Origin of the sequence: Hoylesella shahii, assembly GCF_937990675.1 — a bacterium.
Taxonomy (GTDB): Bacteria; Bacteroidota; Bacteroidia; order Bacteroidales; family Bacteroidaceae; genus Prevotella; species Prevotella shahii.
On the sequence record NZ_CALKQY010000032.1, the window covers coordinates 15604 to 36641 of the forward strand.

At 45.5% G+C, this 21038-nt stretch carries 15 protein-coding genes; 11 read left to right on the forward strand and 4 right to left on the reverse strand.

Features of this window, described 5'->3' with window-relative positions:
- The first annotated feature begins 83 nt into the window (after positions 1 to 83).
- Complete coding sequence (locus QME03_RS05400; RefSeq protein WP_281723710.1) at positions 84 to 599, forward strand: hypothetical protein; 516 nt, start codon at positions 84 to 86, stop codon at positions 597 to 599.
- Between the two features lie 324 nt (positions 600 to 923).
- Here QME03_RS05400 and QME03_RS05405 read toward each other — a convergent pair whose 3' ends face one another.
- Positions 924 to 1649: an MIP/aquaporin family protein gene (locus tag QME03_RS05405; RefSeq protein ID WP_273115952.1), complete on the reverse strand. Its 726-nt coding sequence runs from the start codon at positions 1647 to 1649 to the stop codon at positions 924 to 926.
- 705 nt (positions 1650 to 2354) lie between these two features.
- Between QME03_RS05405 and QME03_RS05410 the strand changes: the two genes are divergently transcribed.
- A complete protein-coding gene (locus QME03_RS05410) occupies positions 2355 to 3008 on the forward strand; it encodes an outer membrane beta-barrel protein (RefSeq protein WP_281723711.1) in 654 nt (217 codons plus the stop codon).
- Positions 3009 to 3828: 820 nt separating this feature from the next.
- On the opposite strand, the gene QME03_RS05415 is transcribed toward QME03_RS05410, so the two are convergent.
- From QME03_RS05415 to QME03_RS05425, 3 genes are read right to left on the reverse strand one after another with little or no spacing between them, the layout of a single operon-like run.
- Positions 3829 to 4848 carry a S41 family peptidase gene (locus tag QME03_RS05415; protein WP_281723712.1) on the reverse strand — a complete coding sequence of 340 codons (1020 nt, stop codon included), beginning with the start codon at positions 4846 to 4848 and terminating at the stop codon, positions 3829 to 3831.
- Positions 4845 to 5759, reverse strand: a complete 915-nt coding sequence (locus QME03_RS05420; protein WP_281723713.1) for a DUF3316 domain-containing protein — start codon at positions 5757 to 5759, stop codon at positions 4845 to 4847. Before QME03_RS05420 ends, QME03_RS05415 begins: the two co-directional genes overlap by 4 nt.
- Positions 5749 to 8490 carry a DNA gyrase/topoisomerase IV subunit A gene (locus QME03_RS05425; protein WP_281723714.1) on the reverse strand — a complete coding sequence of 914 codons (2742 nt, stop codon included), beginning with the start codon at positions 8488 to 8490 and terminating at the stop codon, positions 5749 to 5751. Before QME03_RS05425 ends, QME03_RS05420 begins: the two co-directional genes overlap by 11 nt.
- An 848-nt stretch (positions 8491 to 9338) precedes the next feature.
- Between QME03_RS05425 and QME03_RS05430 the strand changes: the two genes are divergently transcribed.
- The 9 genes from QME03_RS05430 to QME03_RS05470 all read left to right on the forward strand — a co-directional run bounded on the left by QME03_RS05430 (position 9339) and on the right by QME03_RS05470 (position 20956).
- The gene (locus QME03_RS05430; RefSeq protein ID WP_281723715.1) at positions 9339 to 9929 is read left to right on the forward strand and encodes an outer membrane beta-barrel protein; all 591 of its coding nucleotides are present in this window, start codon (positions 9339 to 9341) and stop codon (positions 9927 to 9929) included.
- 277 nt (positions 9930 to 10206) lie between these two features.
- Positions 10207 to 11748, forward strand: coding sequence for a glycine--tRNA ligase (locus QME03_RS05435; protein ID WP_281723716.1), 1542 nt, complete (start codon positions 10207 to 10209; stop codon positions 11746 to 11748).
- 2 nt (positions 11749 to 11750) lie between these two features.
- On the forward strand, positions 11751 to 12374 hold the full coding sequence (locus QME03_RS05440; protein ID WP_025816032.1) for an FKBP-type peptidyl-prolyl cis-trans isomerase: 624 nt from the start codon (positions 11751 to 11753) through the stop codon (positions 12372 to 12374).
- Between the two features lie 506 nt (positions 12375 to 12880).
- A complete protein-coding gene (locus tag QME03_RS05445; protein ID WP_281723717.1) occupies positions 12881 to 14761 on the forward strand; it encodes a family 20 glycosylhydrolase in 1881 nt (626 codons plus the stop codon).
- A 238-nt stretch (positions 14762 to 14999) separates the two neighbouring features.
- On the forward strand, positions 15000 to 15869 hold the full coding sequence (locus QME03_RS05450) for an electron transfer flavoprotein subunit beta/FixA family protein (RefSeq protein WP_025816028.1): 870 nt from the start codon (positions 15000 to 15002) through the stop codon (positions 15867 to 15869).
- Positions 15870 to 15937: 68 nt separating this feature from the next.
- Positions 15938 to 16954, forward strand: coding sequence for an electron transfer flavoprotein subunit alpha/FixB family protein (locus tag QME03_RS05455; RefSeq protein WP_273263846.1), 1017 nt, complete (start codon positions 15938 to 15940; stop codon positions 16952 to 16954).
- A gap of 229 nt (positions 16955 to 17183) precedes the next feature.
- A complete protein-coding gene (locus QME03_RS05460; RefSeq protein ID WP_274947050.1) occupies positions 17184 to 17573 on the forward strand; it encodes an endonuclease domain-containing protein in 390 nt (129 codons plus the stop codon).
- Between the two features lie 229 nt (positions 17574 to 17802).
- Complete coding sequence (locus QME03_RS05465) at positions 17803 to 19512, forward strand: acyl-CoA dehydrogenase family protein (protein WP_281723718.1); 1710 nt, start codon at positions 17803 to 17805, stop codon at positions 19510 to 19512.
- Between the two features lie 436 nt (positions 19513 to 19948).
- On the forward strand, positions 19949 to 20956 hold the full coding sequence (locus QME03_RS05470; RefSeq protein WP_281723719.1) for a virulence RhuM family protein: 1008 nt from the start codon (positions 19949 to 19951) through the stop codon (positions 20954 to 20956).
- The last annotated feature ends 82 nt before the right edge of the window (positions 20957 to 21038 follow it).

Genomic DNA, 21038 nt, shown 5'->3' on the forward strand with positions numbered 1-21038 from the left:
AGCAAGACTGCCCAACATGCAAACATTGAGCCAACAAAGTGTCTTATAACCAACTGTTAAACCCCATCATTTGCATCAAAACAATGAAAAGATTAAAGTTTTTTACCGCCTTCATCTTGCTCTCTTGCATCCTTTGTTTCTGCGCCTGCAGCCACGACGAGGAAGAAGAGCCCACACTCCCACCCACACGCGAAAACTTGTTGGGCGTTTGGGAGATTACAAAATACATACGCATTCATGGTCCTAAAGAAGAAAGAGACGACTATGTAAAAATTTATACTGAAGACGACCGTAGATTTCGTTGGAAACTCACTCCCAACAACATATTTTACTATCTTTACGAGGTTATTGAGCCCGAATATGTGGTGGCATGGGATGGAGAATGGGGCGCGCCCGACTTTGGGGTGGGCCGCTTCAGAATTAAAGGCGACACCATTATCACCCACTTCAACTATAAACTGAGCAACGGCAAGAGTTCGCATCATGTATGGAAAGACAAGGTGTTAAGGCTTACTAAAAACAAGATGGAGGTGCAACGTGTTAACAGATACTTACCCAAGCTTGAGACTTATCGCTTCTGGTTAAAACGCATAAGATAAACTTAAACATGGGAGCTACATTCTGCATCTACACCAACGCCCCAACGCTGCACCTAACACCAGAACTCAACCCCTGCATTTGGCGCTGTTGCGCTGATAGAGCATTTTGTTTCTAGTGCATATAAAGCAAAAGATAGCATCGGCGCTTGCCTATGCTATCTTTTTTGTTTCCATGCCTTGACATGGCTTAAATATGTTTGTTGATGCCTTGCTCGTGCTACAAGCCTTTACTTTGTGCGTATATAAAACCTAACTCCACAAGGTGCTCGCTGCCACAGCTCTTACATTTCTTATCGAAGAGAGCAAACAGGCATCGTTAAAAACTTATTCGTCAACCTTGGCAGGCTCGATAACGCGCCAAATAACACTAGCCAACGCGCCGCCTACAAAAGGACCAACGATGAAAATCCACAAGTTGCTCAATGCCGAAACAGGACCACCAGCACATTGTGCAAGGAAAGCAGGACCAATTGAACGGGCGGGATTAACCGATGTGCCGGTGTAACGGATGCATACCAGGTGAACCAAAACCAGCGACAAACCAATAGCTAAGCCTGCAAAATTGTTGGTAGCACCGTTGGTCTTAGAAGTTGCACCAAGAACCACAAGCACAAAAACACAGGTAAATACAATCTCGGCAATCAAGCCACCAGCAACGCTAATGCCATCTTGCAAGTTGTTTGAACCCAGTCCTGCCCCTGCTTGAGCAAATTCCACACCTGCACTAGACACCAACAGGTAAAGGATGCTAGCACCTAGAAACGCGCCAATAACTTGGAATACCATATACATACCGCAATCCTTAGCGCTCATGCGTCCTGAAAGAAACACACCAAGGGTGATGGCGGGATTGATGTGACAACCAGAAATGCCACCAATGGTATAGGCCATAGCCACAACCGATAAACCAAAAGCTAATGCTGTGCCAATAACTGTTCCGGCATTGGCCACATCGGCGCAGTTAGACGAACAGTTTAAACTTACGGCAACGCCGCAACCCATCAAGACTAGCACCATTGTGCCAATCATTTCTGCTAAATATTTTTTCATACTCTCTTAATTGATTAATTTATAACTGAATACTAAAATTATTATCCTGTTTTATTTGATGCTGCAAATTTACAGTAAATAATTACACTATGCAACTTCTTATCACCTTTTTCGGTTATTTATTTTCTTGCAGATTAGAATTTCAAACTGTTAAAAAACTGCATCTTATTACACCACACTTGTGCCTGTTTTGTATTATTAGCCTGCGAAGGGCTGTCTATTGAGTGGTATTAACCTTTTCATATCCCACCTTTTACATAACTAACACGTCTCACAATACCTAATCTTGTGTGCCTTTATCCCGATAACACCAAGATGAACTATGGTATAAAAGGTGTTGCGTCTTGACTGGGAATAAAGGCTTAACGCTACGTTAAAAAAAACACAAAAAACAATTTCTAAGCGTTTTTCTCGCGCAATATCAGTTGATTAAACTATCTTTGCGAATGATTAATGACCAACTTGAAGATTTAACGTAAACAACATCCAAACAAAATGGCAACACGCTAGCCCAAAACGAGGGGAAAAAGTAAGACTAGAATGTTTGCTGCACACAGCGCCCTGCTGCCCTTGCAATAAATGCATGCGCCAAAGTTAGCAAAATCACCCCCTCAAAAGGTTACCCTAAAAAGGGCTTTCGCGATGCCATTTGCAGTTTTAACGCTTATACCTAGACATTCAATTAAATAATTAAACTCAAGAATTATGAAAAGAACAATCATCTTTACGCTGCTGTCTTTGGCACTTTGTCTGCCAATAGCAGCACAAAATGTTAGATTTGGTGCACTTGCAGGCGTAAATGTACACACAGCAAACTATCTAGATGCGAAACTGGGATTCAGCATTGGAGCTAAAGCCGAGTTAGGTTTTAAAAGCTTAACCGAGGGTTGGTATGCAGATGCATCGCTACAATTTGAGTCGCACCCTTGGCAAGTGAAATTTGATGACCTTGGAACTAATAGCTATAAAACGCTCACCGAGCATGCCTCGCCTTGGTATTTGATGCTTCCCATACACGTGGGCTATAAATTTCCGGTGTCGCAAGACGTAAAACTGCTGGTTAATGGCGGTCCTTATGTCGGCATGGGATTGTTTGGAAAACTTAAATACGAAATGGTGAAGCTAGACGATAAAACCGAAGAAGGAACTACATACGACAATGTGTTTACGGCGAAAGATGGCTTTGGCAATAAGGTTCAAAACCGTTTTGCATGGGGTGCTGGCGTTCGCGTGGGCCTAGAAGTGAAAGATAAGTATCAGTTTATCTTAGGTTATGACAGAGGTTTTAACCAATTCTATTCTAATTTTGGCAATTCTAGAATGGGTCTCTACTCGCTTTCGTTTGCCTATATGTTCTAAAAAATAGCTTATTGAAAAAAACATTAGCAGTGCTTTGAAGCAAGTGAGCACTGCAAACAGCAATAATAAAAGGGGCAACACAATGTGGTTGCTCCTTTTTTATTTTGTGCTCGTGGCTCGTTTATATGTGTTTACGCACAAAAAGGGTGTGTATTTGGTGGAGCATTGTGTTCTAAGAACGAAGCCGCAAAGTAAATTATCTTTACAAATACACCTCTCTCGCCCCACCCCTTCTAGCGAAAAAAGAGCAGTAAAAGCACTATAAAAGGTGAAAAATGAGGGTGGATGCTGAGGCGAAGTAACGCGTTTTCGTCTGCTATTTCTGCGTTTTCATAGCATTTCACCTTTCTAGAAGCATCGGCACAACAGTTTTTCGGCTCCTCATTTAACCCTACTTTGGCGCATTTTGCTGCATTTAGTCGTGCGTTTTGCTGCATTTAGCCATGCGTTTTGGTGCATATAGCCTTGCGTTTTGCTGCTAAACGCACTGCGTTTTGGTGCTAAACACACGGATTTTGCTGCATTTTGCGGGTTTTTAGGGGGTAAAAAAGGGGTGTTTTAGGCATAAAATCGCACAAAACACTAAATATCAGACTGTTACAAACTTTTAAAATACGCGCATAAACAGAGACGAGTGCAGGTTTGCGAACAAAGAAGGCACTCATAATGTTAAAATTTGGTGGATTATTTTTACAAAACCATCTTCACAAACAACCAACCACACATAAAAAGAAAAAGGTGCTACGGGCGGAAGCAGCGCCCATAGCACCTTTAAAAGATAGCCACCCCAACAGCAAATAAAGGCCAAGGGCATACAAGTTTAATTCACAAGCAACATTCGAGCATACTCAATGAGGGTGTCTTTACCCGAAGCTGCATCCAAAATGTTAAGACTAACAGGATGCGTTGGCGCAATACCAAACTCGGTGTTTTTGCCATCGCGGTCGTAAATGGGGCAAGCCGAGAAGCGCACCGTCCAGCCATTGGGCAGCTCGCTGGTGAAAGGTAGACCTGCGCCACCACCAGTTTGGTCGCCCACCACAGCCACATTGGGCAAGCAAAGCATATATTTCACAAACTCGTTGGCAGCACTAAACACGCCCCTATTGGTGAGAACCACCACTTTTTTTTGCCACCTTAGCCCATTAGACGGTTTAAGAATTTGCTCGCGAAGAGGCGAAAAATCGTTGTGTCCACGCCCTGTTTTATGCTGAATATAGCCCACTTTCACCTCTTTATTAGTGAAACGTGCAGCCAATGTTTCGGCACTAGAAACCATTCCGCCACCGTTGTCGCGCAAGTCGATAATCAATCCATTGCAAGGAGCAAGATAAAGCAATATGCGGTCGAGATTACCAGCACCGAAATCTGTAGTAAACGTTGAGCAACGCAGATAGCCCACATTGTCGTTAAGTATGCAATACTTCATTCCGGCCGCTATTTTGTAGCTTGTTCCGATGTATTTTTTTATGAGGTCTTCGCTAAAGTTACTGGGATAATCTTCTTTCCACGACCAGTTGCGGCCCACGTCAAAGGGTGCAAAGAGATTAACATGGCCGTCTTTTAATTCGGCCAGCATATTAGAAAGCACCTCGAAGGTTTGCTCTTCGGTCATATCGTCGCCAAACTGTGGTGCATATTTGTTGTAAACAGCATTCCAATCCAGTCCGTAAGTCTGCTGTTTATAGTCGAAGAAGCAATAATTTTCGTCGATTATTTGCCATAGTTTTTCGAAGTTTCCGCGTGGGCTATTGTCATACTGTTCCACATCAACGCATGCGCCAAGTGTAAAACAGAGTGTAAGAAACATGATAAGCGTGCGTAAACGAGTGGTTTTCATGGTGCAATCTTGATAAGAGTGAAACGTTTAACCAAGCCAATAACCACGCCATGCGTGTAGACATGCGTTTTAAGGTTGTTGACAGCCGACTGCTGTATGTCGCCCAAATACCCCAGGCGCACAATGGAATGGAGCACGGGAAAATCAACAGTGAGCATCTGCCTAAACGAGGGAGCAGAGGCAATGGTGGTGGGTACGATGTTGTGGTCGTAGTTGCCTTGAGAGAAAATCTCGTAATACGACTGCCCATAATTGGGTGAGAACATCACGCCCACCAACGGCACGCTCACCTCGTAACGTAAAAGCAGTGGCACATTGGCCACACGCACCTTGTAACTGGCCACTGCCGAAGGAGCGAAATGCAAGAACAGGCGTGCTTGGGCAGGATTATTAGAATTGTGGGTGTTGTAGATAAAGCCCACGTTGCCCTCGGCCCTTGCGCCCACTTGCAGTTGTAGGCGCTGTTGGAGCAAGCCAAATGCATAGTGCACACCATAACCAAAGCTGTACATGCCTGCTATCTCGGTGCCACTCTGTGCTCTATTCTTTAGGTAGGCCACGTTGCCTGTATGGGTGAAAAGCTGAGAGAGGGGTTTACCTTCGCGTTCGCGCTGGTTGGAAGAGATAAAATGGAGGTCGGTGCCAGTGTAGTGTTCGGGCGAGAGATAAGTGTCGAGCACCTGCGCACGACTGATGCCTAGCATGCGAGCAGTGGTTGTTATCTTGCGGTTAGTCTCTAGCGCGTAGGCATCTGGTAGGGTTTGGGCCTGCACCAAGGTGCTGATGCACAACAAAAGCAGGCAGAAGGCCCACCCCGCCCACGTTGATTGGCGAACGCGAGCTGGAAGATGGCCGTTGATAGATGTTGTTGCGTTTGCGATGCAAGGCAACGAGAAAACATTAGGATTCATCTTGAAACAGACTAGTTTGTTGAGGATTGGGCGTTGACTTAACGCGAGGCGAAGAAGAAGCCGTGGAAGCAGCACCGCTAGCATTGCCATCGGCAGCATTGGTGTCGTCATCAGGTTCGGTTTCAGGTTCGGGCTGGCGCGTAGGTTCTAGTTCTTCCACGTGGTCTACATGCCAAGTGGTGATGCGTTTGCCCTTAGCTTTAAAGCCTTTGATGGCAACAAACTCTTCAACATCAATCTCCATGGGTGCCCGTTCTTTGTCGGAGCCACCGAAAACAACTTTGATACGGGGGTAAGGTTGGTCGGAGAGGAAGAGCAGTTTATTCTTGGGGTTATCGCCAAGGAAAGACTGCTTGCGTTTAGAGCCTTCCATCACAAAGCGTTTGACGTAAGCAAAATTATCGTTATCGGCATCGAGCACCACGGCGCTCCACACTTTGCTTTGGTCCCACTTCTCAATAATTTTCAAATTATCCTCATAATGGTTATTGGCATCGAAGTCAGAGAGGTAGAACTCGCAATTGTCGAGCACCACGAGAATAGAATCGTTCTCGTTGAACTCGCCTAGCAGTTGGCCATGGTCGTCGTAGTTGATGCGATTTACATCAGGGTCGAACCACACTTTTCGTCCTCCCAGGGTGCTATGTCCGGCTTCGAGCAAACCAATTTTCTTTATAGGTCGTTTGCAAATGATGTTACCACGCGAAGTTCTAGCCTTAATTATCACCTTAGAGAAATCGAAATCCACCACACATTTCTTACGACTGATGGGCGATTCGGGTTCGAGTATAACGCGAATGGTTTCGGCTTCGCCATTGGGGTTATCGGTGAAGTACACCACTCTCGAGCCAGCAGTGCCTTGGGTAAGGTCGTATTCGCGATCGCGCGTCATGCTAGTAATATTAAAGCGCTTAATAAAGTAGTTACCCTCTTTGCCATCGCGGTACACCATATTATAAGTGGTGCGTCTGTCGTTGCGTTTATACACTTGGAGATGCATCACGTTTTTACCCACAAAAATTTTGTCGGCCACGCGCACCAGCTTGTATTTGCCATCACGATAGAACACCAAGATATCATCGATGTCAGAGCAGTTGCACACGAATTCATCCTTTTTGAGACCTGTACCGATAAATCCTTCGCGACGGTTGATATAGAGTTTTTCGTTGGCTTCCACCACTTTAGTAGCCTCAATGGTTTCAAAGCTCTTTATTTCAGTGAGTCGTGGATGGTCTTTACCATACTTTTCGATGAGGAATTTAAACCATTTGATGGTAACATCCGTCATGTGAGCCAGGTCGTGGTCGATGCCATCAATTTCTTCTTTGATACGTGCGAGCAGTTCGTCGGCCTTATCTTTGCTAAACTTAAGAATGCGTTGCATTTTGATTTCCATCAGTCGCATGATGTCATCGCGTCGCAATTCTCGAATAAAGTTGGGTTTGAAAGGCGTCAATCGGTTGTCGATGTGTTCAACAGCGGCATCCATATTTTCGGCATTTTCAAACTTTTTATCTTTATAGATGCGTTCTTCGATAAAGATTTTTTCGAGCGAAGAGAAGAAAAGTTGTTCAAGCAGTTCGTCTTTTCTTATCTGTAGCTCCAGCCTTAGTAGTCCCATTGTGCTGTCAACATTATGTCGCAGCACCTCGCTAACGGTGAGGAAGCAAGGTTTATTGTCTTCGATAACGCAGCAGTTGGGCGAGATATTAATTTCGCAATCGCTAAAAGCGTATAGGGCATCGATGGTTTTATCCGACGAGATGCCCGGTGCGAGGTGCACTTGTATTTCAACTTCGGCCGCTGTGTTATCGTCAACGCGTTTTGCTTTAATTTTACCTTTGTCTATGGCTTTGAGAATAGACTCGATAAGCGTGGTGGTGTTTTTGCTAAAGGGTATTTCGCGTATCACCAGTGTTTTGTTGTCGAGTTTTTCAATCTTAGCCCTAACCTTTACAGAGCCGCCCCTTTGTCCGTCGTTGTATCGGCTAGCGTCGATAGAACCACCCGTGGGGAAGTCTGGATAAAGCTTAAAGGGTTTGCCTTTAAGGTAGAGAATGGCAGCCTCACACAGTTCGCGCATGTTGTGGGGCAGTATTTTAGAACTTAATCCCACGGCAATACCCTCGGCCCCTTGCGCCAAGAGCAAGGGAAACTTCACGGGTAGGGAGATGGGTTCTTTGTTTCGTCCGTCGTAGCTAGCTTGCCATTGAGTGGTTTTGGGATTGAAAACCGTGTCGAGAGCGAATTTAGAAAGCCTCGCTTCGATATAACGTGGTGCGGCAGCGCGGTCTCCAGTGAGGATATTTCCCCAGTTGCCTTGCGTATCGATAAGCAAGTCTTTCTGTCCCATTTGCACAAGAGCGTCGCCAATAGAGGCATCGCCATGAGGGTGAAATTGCATGGTGTGTCCCACGATATTAGCCACTTTGTTGTACCTACCATCGTCCATGCGTTTCATCGAATGCAAGATGCGTCGCTGCACAGGCTTTAATCCGTCGGCGATATTGGGTACGGCACGTTCCAGGATAACGTACGAGGCGTAATCCAGAAACCAAGTTTGGTACATGCCACTAAGGTGATGCACCGCCGAGGCGTCGAAGCGGTCGGCGGGTTTATAGTCGGAGTGGGTTTCAACACCCTCTTCCTCATTTTCTTCTTGTTCCATTTCGTCGGCTTTATTCAAGCCATCGTCTTCAAGTTCGTTCGGGTCTTTTATTTCGTCGTCCATAGTGTGAGTTTCTCTTTTTGTCTCATTGCGTATGAAACAGGTACACCAGTCTGTTTATTCTGTATCATGCAAAAATACAAATAAAACTTGGATTAGCGATATTTTACTATTAACAATTATTTATTTTGGACACTTTTGCCTAGCTATGACTTTCTCTTACGAAAGGTATGTTCAAGAAAAATTTCCCATAAAGGCGCAATTATTACGCTTTATGCTTTTGCTCACAGCCTATTTTCATTTATCTAGCATCACCCTTTTCACTTTCGATGTACCATTCATTAAGTATATTGAAACAAAAAGACCAAACATCTTGCTAAAAACGCAGCAAATATAATTTATAAAACCACCTTAACATTCATACACCCCCTTAACCTTAGACCTTAGCGTTTGCGAGAGAACACAAATTTAAAATGTTTGTATCATTCGCCTAAACTACTTTTTATAATACACCATACAACACTTAAATACCACAACAGCAAAGTATTTTGATATTCTTAATAACAGACAAATAATATTGAAGCTACATTTAAATTACGGATAACATTAGTAAGAACCATTTATTATTATTTATCGAGCCTTCCAGCAGCTATATCTTTATTTTTTTGTATTAAAAATTCACAACGAAAGAAGGCATACTAAAACAAAAGCTTTAAATTTGCAATAGAAAACATTGCTTATATCATTACAGAATGAAGCACAAAGATGGTAAGATATATCTACATGCGTTATAATCGAAACTTAATGAATTATGAGTAAATTGTTTCACTACCCTACGAAAGGGATATAATATTAAGAAAGAAACATCTAATTTAATAATAAATCATTTTCACAGTAAAACCTAAATGAGCATGAAAAGAATTTTATTTATATTACTTACCTGCATCATGTGCGCTCCTTTATTCGCACAGAAGGGACAGGCGGAACTAGCTGTTTATGGTGGAAAATTATCTTTTACGAAGATAGACAACCCTTATTTTGGTTCATTTGACTCAGGATTTGGTTTTGGATTTCAAGCCAAATATTTCTTAACGAATAGGATGTATTGGGCTGCAGACCTCTATGGTGGCACAGACGACGGCACAACTTATTACGAAGAAACAGCCATAGGGAGAACTATACTTTCTGCCTATCGACAAGATTATTCTATTTCTACGGGCATTGGCTTCAACTTTGTTTCACTAAAACATTTCAATTCATATATACAAGGTCTTGTTGGAATTGGAACTGTTGATGGTTATACGTCTAACTACATATCAGAGACTGTGGGATTTAAAAGGGATGCCTTAAAAAGAACATCGTACCTAGTAACGGCAGGCGCAGGATTAGACTTTGCTATTTCAAAACATTGGAAGATTGGAGGAGCGTACACTTTCAGATATTTAGGAAGCGTAGACGGCAGTCATGCCATCGTTGCAAAAATATCTTATGTGATACACTAAAACTCTGGGGAGGAGAATGGCGACACGTTGCCCTCGAAATAAATAAATTAAAATACAAAAACAGAAGCGTTGATTGCTCCCAAACGGGCAATTGACACTTTTATGGTTTGTCTACTTTGTATGTTCGCTTGGTGAACATGAGGTAAAAAATAGGGTAACACAACGTTAAACGCCTTACAATACCCCACCTAAAACGCTGATTTTAACGCCCCAGTTCGCCATCTATCAGAAATAATGTGTAACTTTGTGCCACAAATAAGTAAATAAGAAAAAAACAATGCCACAAGAAGACGTTTTCAAAAAAATAGTTTCGCACTGCAAAGAATATGGGTTTGTGTTCCCTAGCAGCGATATTTATGATGGACTGGGAGCCGTGTACGACTACGGACAAAACGGCGTTGAACTAAAAAACAACATCAAAGAATATTGGTGGAAGAGCATGGTGCTGCTGCACGAGAATATTGTGGGCATCGACTCGGCCATCTTTATGCACCCCACCATTTGGAAAGCTAGCGGGCACGTTGACGCTTTTAACGACCCACTTATCGACAATCGCGACTCGAAAAAACGCTATCGTGCCGATGTGCTGATAGAAGACCAAATTGCTAAATACGAGGAAAAAATAGATAAAGAGGTGGCTAAGGCTGCCAAAAAATTCGGTGATAGCTTCGACGAGACTATGTTCCGCCAAACAAATCCTCGTGTGCAAGAACAGCTTGCTAAACGCGATGCCCTACACGAACGCTATGCGCAAGCCATGCAAGGGCCTAACTTGGAAGAACTGAAACAAATTATTATCGACGAAGAAATTGTAGACCCCATCAGCGGAACAAAGAATTGGACCGATGTGCGCCAATTCAACCTGATGTTCTCTACCGAAATGGGCTCGCTATCGGATGCTGCAAGCAAGATTTATCTACGCCCCGAGACAGCACAAGGCATCTTTGTGAACTATCTCAATGTGCAAAAGACGGGTCGTATGAAGGTGCCTTTTGGTATCGCACAGATAGGTAAGGCGTTCAGAAACGAAATCGTTGCACGCCAGTTTATCTTTCGTATGCGCGAGTTTGAGCAAATGGAAATGCAGTTCTTCGTTACGCCTGGTACGGAACTAGACTGGTTCCACAGCTGGAAAGAAACACGTATGAAATGGCATCAAGCATTGGGTTTCGGGGCAGAAAACTATCGTTTTCACGACCATGAGAAGCTGGCTCACTATGCCAATGCTGCTTCTGATATCGAATTCCGCATGCCTTTCGGGTTTAAAGAGGTGGAAGGTATTCACTCAAGAACCAATTTCGACCTCTCGCAACACGAGAAATTCTCGGGCAAAAGCATTAAATACTTCGACCCACAAACCAACGAAAGCTACACGCCGTATGTTATCGAGACCAGTATTGGCGTAGACCGCATGTTCCTATCGGTGATGTGTCATGCCTACGAAGAAGAGAAATTGGAGAACGGCGAAACACGTACTGTGCTGAAATTGCCCGCTGCACTGGCTCCTGTTAAACTGGCGGTATTGCCCTTGGTGAAGAAAGACGGACTGCCCGAAAAGGCTCGCGAAATTGTAAACGCGCTGAAATTTAAGTTCAACACCCACTACGACGAGAAAGATACCATCGGTAAACGCTATCGCCGACAAGACGCTATTGGTACGCCTTTCTGCGTAACGGTGGATCACGATACACTCAAAGACAACTGCGTTACGCTGCGCTACCGCGACACTATGCAACAAGAGCGCGTGAACATAGACCAACTTGAGAATTTAATTGAAGACAAGGTGAGCATCACCTCGTTGCTCAAAAAAATGCAATAACAATGAAGAGAAAAAGCCTTTTACTGCTGGCTGCGACCGCACTCGTGGCCATGGCCTTCACCGCATGCAGCGAAACAGATAACTCGGCAAACGAATTTCCTAACTGGCAAGCGACTAACGAGACCTATTTCGACAGCATCTATAATGTGGCTAAGGCCAACTCTGCCCAATGGAAGGTGATACCTAACATCACACTTCCTAGCGCTGCAGTGAAGAAAAGCACCGACAACGTGGCCATTCAGGTGATTGAAACGGGTGCAGGTAGCGAGTACGCCATGCAAAACGACACGGTGCGCGTGATACTGCAAGGCCGACTAAAACCCTCGCCTGGCTATCCACAAGGAAAAGTTTTCCAACAAACATATGTGGGAACTGGAGACAAAACCACTGCTAGCGTTGCAAAAATGGCTATGGTAACGGCTGTTCCTGGCCTACAAACGGCATTGCAAAACATGCCTGTTGGGGCTAAGTGGCGCATTTATGTGCCCTACCAACTGGGCTTTGGCTCGGCTCAAGGAACTGGAACTGTGGCTCCTGCACTTAGCACCACGGTGTCTGTACCGGCCTACTCTACACTGATTTACACAATCGAACTGGTATCTATCCTGCGACAAGGACATAAGTAAGGCGATTTTTATACTGGTTTTGAAGATTTCGCTTAAGGTTCTTTGCGTATTCAACCTTGTTGTATTGAACTAAACTCGCAACTGTGCATGGTAAACGATGCCATTGCGAATCCCAACAAGGACAAACAGACGCAAAATAGAGAACATCGAAATGAAAGAAACACGTTCGTTTTACACGTACGTGTACATGTTGCAACCAGTGTTTTATATATTTGGTGTGTTCTATAAGTTCACTTTTGGTCAACTATGCCAGAACGTGAGTTTATAGAACACTCCTTATATAATACGCACGCGCGAGGATTGTGACCCTTGGCGCACATCCTAAGGCATAACTTTGACGCAAATAGCCTCTGCATTTGTTACTCGCAAGCAACAAAAGCAAACTATTGACATTGTTAAACACACATGTGGCATCAATCATTGTATGCCTTATCCACACTAAACACCTGCTAACTACCTACCCACAACCCACACACTCAACCAAACAACCCCCTAAGACCCAAACAATGACTATACACCAACAACGCAGAACATTGGCATGCGCACTGGTTGTGCTTTGCATGAATACGCTTATCTCCAAAGTTTTAGCCCAACAAGTGGTGCCTACACCCGTGGAAATTACCTTGAAAGGTGGCAACACAAAAGTGAAAAACATCGAACAGCAAATAGACGCTAAGCTAGATTTGCCCGACGAAGGCTATACGCTAGACATCGTTAAGGGGAAAGCTATCATCAGAGCGAAAAACCAACGCGCATATATCTGGGGCTTACAAACGCTCAAACAGCTGGTAACGCCCAACGGTACATTCCCCTTGGTGCATGTAAAAGATTATCCTGCATTCCCCATTCGCGGGTTTATGTTAGACACTGGGCGAAACTTTATACCGCATACACAACTGAAAGCGTATATCAACCTTCTGTCGCTCTTTAAGGTTAACGTGTTTCATTGGCACCTAACCGACAACCCTGCGTGGCGCATCGAATGCAAGGTTTATCCGCAATTAAACGACCCACAGTATCAACGCAAGGGTCGAGATGAGGGAAAATTCTACACCTACAATCAAATACGCGAAGTTATTGCTTATGCCAAAAGCTTGGGAGTAAGCGTTATTCCCGAGATAGATATGCCCGGACACAGTCAGTATTTCGACAAAACGTTTGGCTTTGGCATGGCCACCGAGAAGGGAAAGCAAGTGTTAAAGGCATGCTTGGAAGAGTTTTTCAACGAGATTTCCAAGGCCGATTGCCCCATTATCCATATCGGGAGCGACGAAATACACATCGACAAACCCGCCGAGTTTATTGCTTTTTGCGAAGATATAGCGCAAAAACACGGCCGCGAAGTGATGGTTTGGGACCCAGGCTTGCCAGCGTCGGCTAAGGCTATAGCACAAATTTGGCGCGAAAATCAAGCCGTAGCCGTGAATACCAACGCCTATGTGCACCGCTATGTAGACTCGTATATGGGTTATCTTAATAAAGGTAATCCCTTTACCAACGTCAACAAGCTTCTGCTACACACGCCTTGCGGTGTGGCTAAGGCCAACGATAAGGCGCTGGGAGGTATACTTTGTCTGTGGAACGACGTGCGAGCCGACAACAAGTCGTTGGTTTTTCCACACAACGGCATGCCACAAGCACTGCTTCCCTTTGCCGAACGGTTCTGGCATGGCGGCATGGGCGTGGCCATGAGCGAAGAAAATGTGGTGCCACAGCCTAATAGCGAATGGCATAAAAAGCTTGTTGCCTTTGAAAAAAAGATGGTTTACCTGCGCAACAACCTGCTTTACGACTACGATATGCGATGGGTGGCCAACGCTAGTCAGCCTTGGCGCGTGACGCTTCCCACCCGTAGAGGCGCTCAAAAAGACTCCATGAAATGGGTTAATGCATGGGGCGGCGTGGTGAATATCATGGAAGTGGCCAAGCGCCACAATGTAAAACTGCTGCCAACCATGGATGCTTGGATGGAAACACAGATACATGTAGACCGCGACACAGTGATAACAGCATGGGTGGGATTTGAAACCACACCACGCTCTTCGCGCATTTCAGATGGTATTGGCTATCAAGGCGAATGGGAATCGCAAGGCAGATTGTTTGCCAATGGCACTGAAGTATTTCCCTCAGAGCCATGGAAAGAACCAGCCAAATACCGCTATCACTACCAAACATGGCACCAAGCACCCTCGGAAATCCCCTTTACCAACGAACAATTCTTTTGGATGAGGCAACCCGCAAAGGTGAAATTGAAGGCTGGATGGAACAAAATTAGTCTTTATTGTCCACGCGTTTTCCCCAACGAGTCGTGGTTCGTGGCCTTCATCCCTGTGCATATCGACAACAAAGGCCATGTAAGCGAAGCACAAGGTGTAACGTTTCGCTAATGCTTTACCACCTGAACAGCCACGCAAAACATAAAAAATGCCAACAAAACACAACGCTTTAACACCCCACAGGTGGCATGCAGCCTTTGCAACTCAAGCCTCAAGCTGCATGCCACTCGCTTAGAAAAGTAGCAACTATAGCCTTTCTTACGTTATTTTTGTTTTATTTCTTTTGCCATAAACCAAAAAAAGCGTACTTTTACAAACTGAAATCACATTATATTACTATAAAAAATCTATGAGTTTGAAAATCGTTGTACTTGCCAAACAAGTACCAGACACGAGAAATGTGGGCAAAGATGCCATGACGGCAGAAGGCACTGTGAACCGCGCTGCATTGCCCGCTATCTTTAATCCAGAAGACTTAAACGCATTGGAACAGGCCCTACGTCTTAAAGAACTGCACCCCGGCTCTACCGTTGGCGTGCTTACCATGGGGCCTCCACGTGCAGGTGAAATCATTCGACAAGGACTTTACCGCGGAGCTGACACTGGTTGGCTGCTCACCGATAAGCTTTTCGCCGGTGCCGACACCTTGGCAACCTCGTATGCACTGGCTACTGCCATCAAAAAAATTGGAGATGTGGACATCGTTATCGGTGGACGCCAGGCAATCGACGGCGATACAGCTCAGGTAGGACCACAGGTGGCACAGAAATTGGGCCTTAACCAAGTAACCTACGCCGAAGAAATTCTAAAAGTGGAAGACGGAAAACTCACCATTCGCCGACATATCGACGGTGGTGTAGAAACGGTTGAGGCTCCTATGCCATGCGTTGTGACGGTTAACGGTAGCGCTGCACCATGCCGACCCTGCAACGCTAAGCTGGTGATGAAGTACAAAAACGCTCGCTGCCCCATGGAACGAAACGGCAAAGAGCCACATCCTGAACTCTACGACCAACGTGATTACCTCACACTTAACCAATGGAGCGTGGCTGATGTTGATGGCGATGCTGCACAATGCGGACTAAGTGGGTCGCCCACTAAAGTGAAAAGCGTGCAAAACATCGTGTTCCAAGCTAAAGAAAGCAAAACGCTAACCGCCACAGATGCCGACATCGAGGCGATGATGAAAGAATTGTTGGACGAAAAGATTATCGGATAAGTGAACGTGCTACTATGAAATGCACCAACATTCATAGATACACGAACACGCAAGAACTTAAAAAAAACATGAACAACGTATTTGTATATTGCGAAATAGAAAACACCACGGTGGCCGAGGTATCGCAAGAGCTGCTTACTAAAGGTCGAAGCCTGGCCAACGAACTTGGTGTACAACTGCATGCCGTGGTTGCTGGCACAGGTATCAAAGGCCATGTTGAAGCCCAAATCCTACCCTACGGCGTGGATAAGCTCTTCGTTTTTGATGCAGAAGGCCTCTTCCCATACACTTCGGCACCTCATACCGACATCCTTGTGAACCTCTTTACACAAGAGAAACCACAAATTTGCCTCATGGGCGCAACGGTTATCGGTCGCGACTTAGGCCCTCGCGTTTCGTCTTCGCTTACTAGTGGTCTAACGGCCGACTGCACTCAGCTGGAGATTGGCGACTACGATGATAAGAAGGCAGGCAAACATTACGACCAATTGCTTTACCAAATTCGCCCCGCTTTTGGTGGAAACATCGTGGCTACTATTGTTAACCCCGACCACAGACCGCAAATGGCTACCGTGAGAAGTGGCGTTATGCAAAAGAAAGTGCTGGACGAAAACTATAAGGGAGAAACCGTTTACCCCAACGTTGCACAGTATGTTCAACCCGAAAGCTTTGTGGTTAAGGTACTCGACCGCCACGTTGAAGAGGCTAAACACAACCTCAAAGGTTCGCCCATCGTTGTGGCTGGTGGCTACGGCGTAGGCAGTAAGGAGGGTTTCGACCTACTTTTCAAGCTTGCTAAAGAACTTCATGGCGAAGTGGGCGCTAGTAGAGCCGCCGTTGATGCTGGCTGGGTCGACCACGATAGGCAAATTGGACAAACGGGTGTTACCGTTCATCCCAAAGTTTATATCGCCTGTGGTATCTCTGGACAGATACAACACATCGCTGGTATGCAAGATAGCGGCATCATTATTTCTATTAACACCAACCCCGATGCACCCATCAACAAGATTGCCGACTATGTTATCGTGGGTTCTGTAGAAGAGGTTGTGCCGAAGTTGATTAAGTATTATAAGAATAAGTAGGAAAGAAACAGACCCAAAACAGCGACCGGCCTCACCCCCAACCCCTCTCCAAAGGGAGAGGGGAGTAATATGCTTAGACTATGATTTGCAAATTACTTCGGTACAAAATGGCCACAGGGCTATTTCCAACCGCAACCTCAGGAGTATTAAATTGAGGTCTGTCAGCGAGAAGTCTATTTGGGTATGCACAATGCTTACATACAACTAACAGCTTAACGGCCAGAACCTGATGGGCAAGGACAAAGATTATGGATACGAAACAGCTTCGCCCGACCGCTATTCACAACTGAAAACATTCGCACACAATAATCGAAAGGGAATGACACCAAGCGAAGAACGCTTGTGGAATGCACTCAGACATCTGTCGTGCGGATACAAGTTTAGACGGCAACACGCCATTGGCGACTTCATCGCAGACTTTGTTTGCTTGGAGAAACGTTTGGTAGTGGAAGTGGACGGTGCATATCATGGCTCGCCAGAACAACAAGCAGACGATGCCACCCGTAGTCAAGTACTCGAGCAAAAGGGCTTTCATGTTATCCGTTTCAGTAACGATATGGTTGACAAAAGCCTCGATAGGGTTCTGCACAGCATCAAAGAATATCTATTTAATCATTAAGGAATTATCACCCGCCTCATCTCCAAACGGCAAGATAACGAAGAAAATGTTCGCCATTCATTCACTTTATCACGCTGTTCGCAGGAGATTTAAGCTTAACTTCACGAGGAAGACGAAACAGGTTCACAAACGAACCACCAACTTTCGCCTGCATGAAGCAAACAAACATACCACTCCCCTCTCCCATTTGGAGAGGGGTTGGGGGTGAGGCCAATTTATTTATTACAATATGGCAAATTACTTTTCGGATGCTCCCGAGTTGGAGTTCCACCTTCATCACCCATTGATGAAAAGAATTGTTGAGCTGAAAGAGCGCAACTTTGAAGATAAAGATAAATACGATGATGCACCCGTTGACCACGACGACGCTATCGAAAACTATAAGCAACTGTTGGAAATAACGGGCGACATCACCGCTAACGTTATCGAGCCAAACAGCGAATCGGTTGACGAAGAGGGTCCGCACCTCGTCGACGGACGCATGGTGTATGCCTCGAAAACGTTCGAAAACCTCGACGCCACGCGCAAAGCTGGCCTGTGGGGCATCTCTATGCCACGCCGTTACGGAGGTTTGAACCTCCCAATAACGCCTTATTCGATGGCATCTGAAATGATGGCGACGGCCGATGCGGGCTTCCAAAACATCTGGAGCTTGCAAGATTGTATCGAGACACTTTACGAATTTGGTAACGAAGAGCAACGTAAGAAATACATTCCCCGCGTTTGCCAAGGCGAAACAATGTCAATGGACCTTACCGAACCTGACGCTGGTAGCGACTTGCAGAGCGTTATGCTCAAAGCCACCTACTCGGAGAAAGATGGTTGCTGGCTGCTTAATGGCGTAAAACGCTTTATCACCAACGGCGACTCTGACATCCACCTCGTTCTTGCACGCTCTGAAGAGGGCACTAAAGATGGGCGTGGACTCTCGATGTTTATCTACGACAAGCGCCAAGGTGGCGTTAACGTGCGACACATAGAACACAAATTGGGTATTCATGGCTCTCCTACATGCGAACTTGTGTACAAAGATGCCAAAGCCGAACTATGTGGCGACACGCGTATGGGCCTCATCAAGTATGTGATGGCACTGATGAATGGTGCACGTTTGGGTATCGCCGCGCAGAGTGTTGGTGTGTCGCAGGCGGCTTACACCGAAGGTTTGAACTATGCACGCGACCGCAGACAGTTCGAAACCAACATCATCAACTTCCCTGCTGTCTACGATATGCTATCGCGCATGAAAGCTAAATTGGATGCTGGTCGTAGCATTCTTTACCAAACGGCTAGATATGTGGATATTTATAAAGCGCTCGACGATATTGCACGCGAACGCAAACTAACGCCCGAAGAACGAGCCGAGCAAAAGAAATACATGCGACTGGCCGACGCCTTCACACCTCTGGCTAAGGGTATGAACTCTGAATACGCCAACCAAAACGCCTACGATGCCATACAAATTCATGGCGGTTCGGGATTTATCATGGAGTATAAGTGCCAACGTCTCTATCGCGATGCTCGCATCTTCTCTATCTATGAGGGTACAACGCAGCTGCAAGTAGTGGCCGCCATTCGTTATATCACCAACGGAACTTATCTGGGCATCATGAAAGAGATGCTCGAAGAGGAAGTGGCCGAAAGCTTACAACCTCTTAAAGACCGCGTGGCTAAGTTGGTGGCTCTTTACGAAGAGAGCGTGAACAACGTGAAAGAGTGTGGCAACCAAGACAGACAAGATTTCCTTGCTCGCCGTCTATACGAGATGACTGCCGAGATTTTCATGGCGCTGCTCATCATCGCCGACGCGTCTAAGGCGCCCGAACTCTTCGAAAAAAGTGCTAACGTCTATGTTCGACTTGCCGAAGAGGCTGTTATTGGCAACCATGCCTTCATAGCCAACTTTAAGGTGGAAGACTTGGAATACTACAAATCGCGCTAAAAAGCATTCCCCATCCACAACCTCGCTTAATGCGAATGAGGGGCAATATGCCTGTTCCGACCCAACTTAACGGGAAAGGCGCAATCTGGTGTTCCACTTATCCGACACTTAGTGGGGAAGAAAAACACGGTCTTACCCCTGCCGTTCTCCATGAGAAATGAGGCGTAATGACTTTCATTTCAAGCCTAACTGCATCACGGGGGACTCAGCGCATAGCATTTAAAAGGTGCGTGTTGCCACTTGTAGGTAACACGCACCTTTCATTATAGCAGTCAGCTTAAAGCACATTTCACGCTCCATTCACAATCAAGCACAAGCAACTCTGAGAAATAAAAAGGAACAAATCGTTTTGCATCACATAAGTTTGTTTGGCAATAAAAAGATGAACCACCCCCATATATTCATAGAACCACCACAACACCAAAACCGATGAAAGATGAAAAAAGACAACAACCACCTCATCATCTACCAAGACGACAACGGCTTGGTGAAAGTGAATGTGCGCTTTGCCGATGAAGACGTATGGCTCACACAAGGGCAATTGGCGGACATTTACGACACAACACAACAAAACATCGCCCTACATATCAAGAACGTCTATGCAGATGCTGAATTGGAGGAGACGGCAACTCACAAGAAATACTTGTTAGTTCGACAAGAAGGCGGTAGAACCGTGCAGCGCAACATCGACCATTACAACCTAGACATGATTATAGCCCTGGGTTACAGAGTGCAATCACAAGTTGCAACCCGCTTTCGTAGATGGGCAACCGAACGACTCCATGAATATATACAAAAGGGGTTTTCCATGGATGACGACCGACTGATGCAAGGGGGTAACCGTTACTTCCGTGAATTGTTACAACGCATCCGCGACATCCGTGCTTCGGAGCGTAACTTCTATCAGCAGGTGACGGACATTTACGCAACTTCGGTGGACTACGACCCTCGTACCGAGCTCACACATACGTTCTTCGCCACGGTTCAAAACAAACTTCACTACGCCGTACACGAACACACCGCCGCGGAAATCATCTTCGATCGGGTTGATAGCGACAAACCTCTAGTAGGCATGACCAACTTCAAGGGCGACTACATCACGAAAGACGATGTGAAGATTGCCAAGAACTATCTCACGCAAAAAGAGCTGCAACGACTTAACCTACTCGTATCGCAATTCCTAGACTTTGCCGAATTTCAGGCACTTGATGAACATCCCATGCGAATGGTAGACTGGATAACCGCTCTTGACAACCAAATTCTATCCCTGCAACGCACTGTGTTGGATGGGAAAGGCCATATATCACACAACGAAGCGATAGAAAAGGCTGAACGAGAATTTGCCATCTACCGTCAAAGGGAAATGGCACGCCTCGAAAGTGATTTCGATAAAATGGTGAAACGGCTTCCTAAGCGAGGGCAACATCCTACAAAAGAAGAATAGAAGCCCTGGTGCTAACATTTATTTGTTGCAGTCCACCCTCTTGAACTGCAACAACAAAAAAGGACATGCTACCAACGAATGG

Excerpts from the sequence above, each read along its gene's own strand:
- QME03_RS05400 (WP_281723710.1), top strand. The coding sequence starts at position 84 with ATGAAAAGATTAAAGTTTTTTACCGCCTTCATCTTGCTCTCTTGCATC.
- QME03_RS05405 (WP_273115952.1), bottom strand. The coding sequence starts at position 1,649 with ATGAAAAAATATTTAGCAGAAATGATTGGCACAATGGTGCTAGTCTTG.
- QME03_RS05410 (WP_281723711.1), top strand. The coding sequence starts at position 2,355 with ATGAAAAGAACAATCATCTTTACGCTGCTGTCTTTGGCACTTTGTCTG.
- QME03_RS05415 (WP_281723712.1), bottom strand. The coding sequence starts at position 4,848 with ATGAAAACCACTCGTTTACGCACGCTTATCATGTTTCTTACACTCTGT.
- QME03_RS05420 (WP_281723713.1), bottom strand. The coding sequence starts at position 5,759 with ATGAATCCTAATGTTTTCTCGTTGCCTTGCATCGCAAACGCAACAACA.
- QME03_RS05425 (WP_281723714.1), bottom strand. The coding sequence starts at position 8,490 with ATGGACGACGAAATAAAAGACCCGAACGAACTTGAAGACGATGGCTTG.
- QME03_RS05430 (WP_281723715.1), top strand. The coding sequence starts at position 9,339 with ATGAAAAGAATTTTATTTATATTACTTACCTGCATCATGTGCGCTCCT.
- QME03_RS05435 (WP_281723716.1), top strand. The coding sequence starts at position 10,207 with ATGCCACAAGAAGACGTTTTCAAAAAAATAGTTTCGCACTGCAAAGAA.
- QME03_RS05440 (WP_025816032.1), top strand. The coding sequence starts at position 11,751 with ATGAAGAGAAAAAGCCTTTTACTGCTGGCTGCGACCGCACTCGTGGCC.
- QME03_RS05445 (WP_281723717.1), top strand. The coding sequence starts at position 12,881 with ATGACTATACACCAACAACGCAGAACATTGGCATGCGCACTGGTTGTG.
- QME03_RS05450 (WP_025816028.1), top strand. The coding sequence starts at position 15,000 with ATGAGTTTGAAAATCGTTGTACTTGCCAAACAAGTACCAGACACGAGA.
- QME03_RS05455 (WP_273263846.1), top strand. The coding sequence starts at position 15,938 with ATGAACAACGTATTTGTATATTGCGAAATAGAAAACACCACGGTGGCC.
- QME03_RS05460 (WP_274947050.1), top strand. The coding sequence starts at position 17,184 with ATGGGCAAGGACAAAGATTATGGATACGAAACAGCTTCGCCCGACCGC.
- QME03_RS05465 (WP_281723718.1), top strand. The coding sequence starts at position 17,803 with ATGGCAAATTACTTTTCGGATGCTCCCGAGTTGGAGTTCCACCTTCAT.
- QME03_RS05470 (WP_281723719.1), top strand. The coding sequence starts at position 19,949 with ATGAAAAAAGACAACAACCACCTCATCATCTACCAAGACGACAACGGC.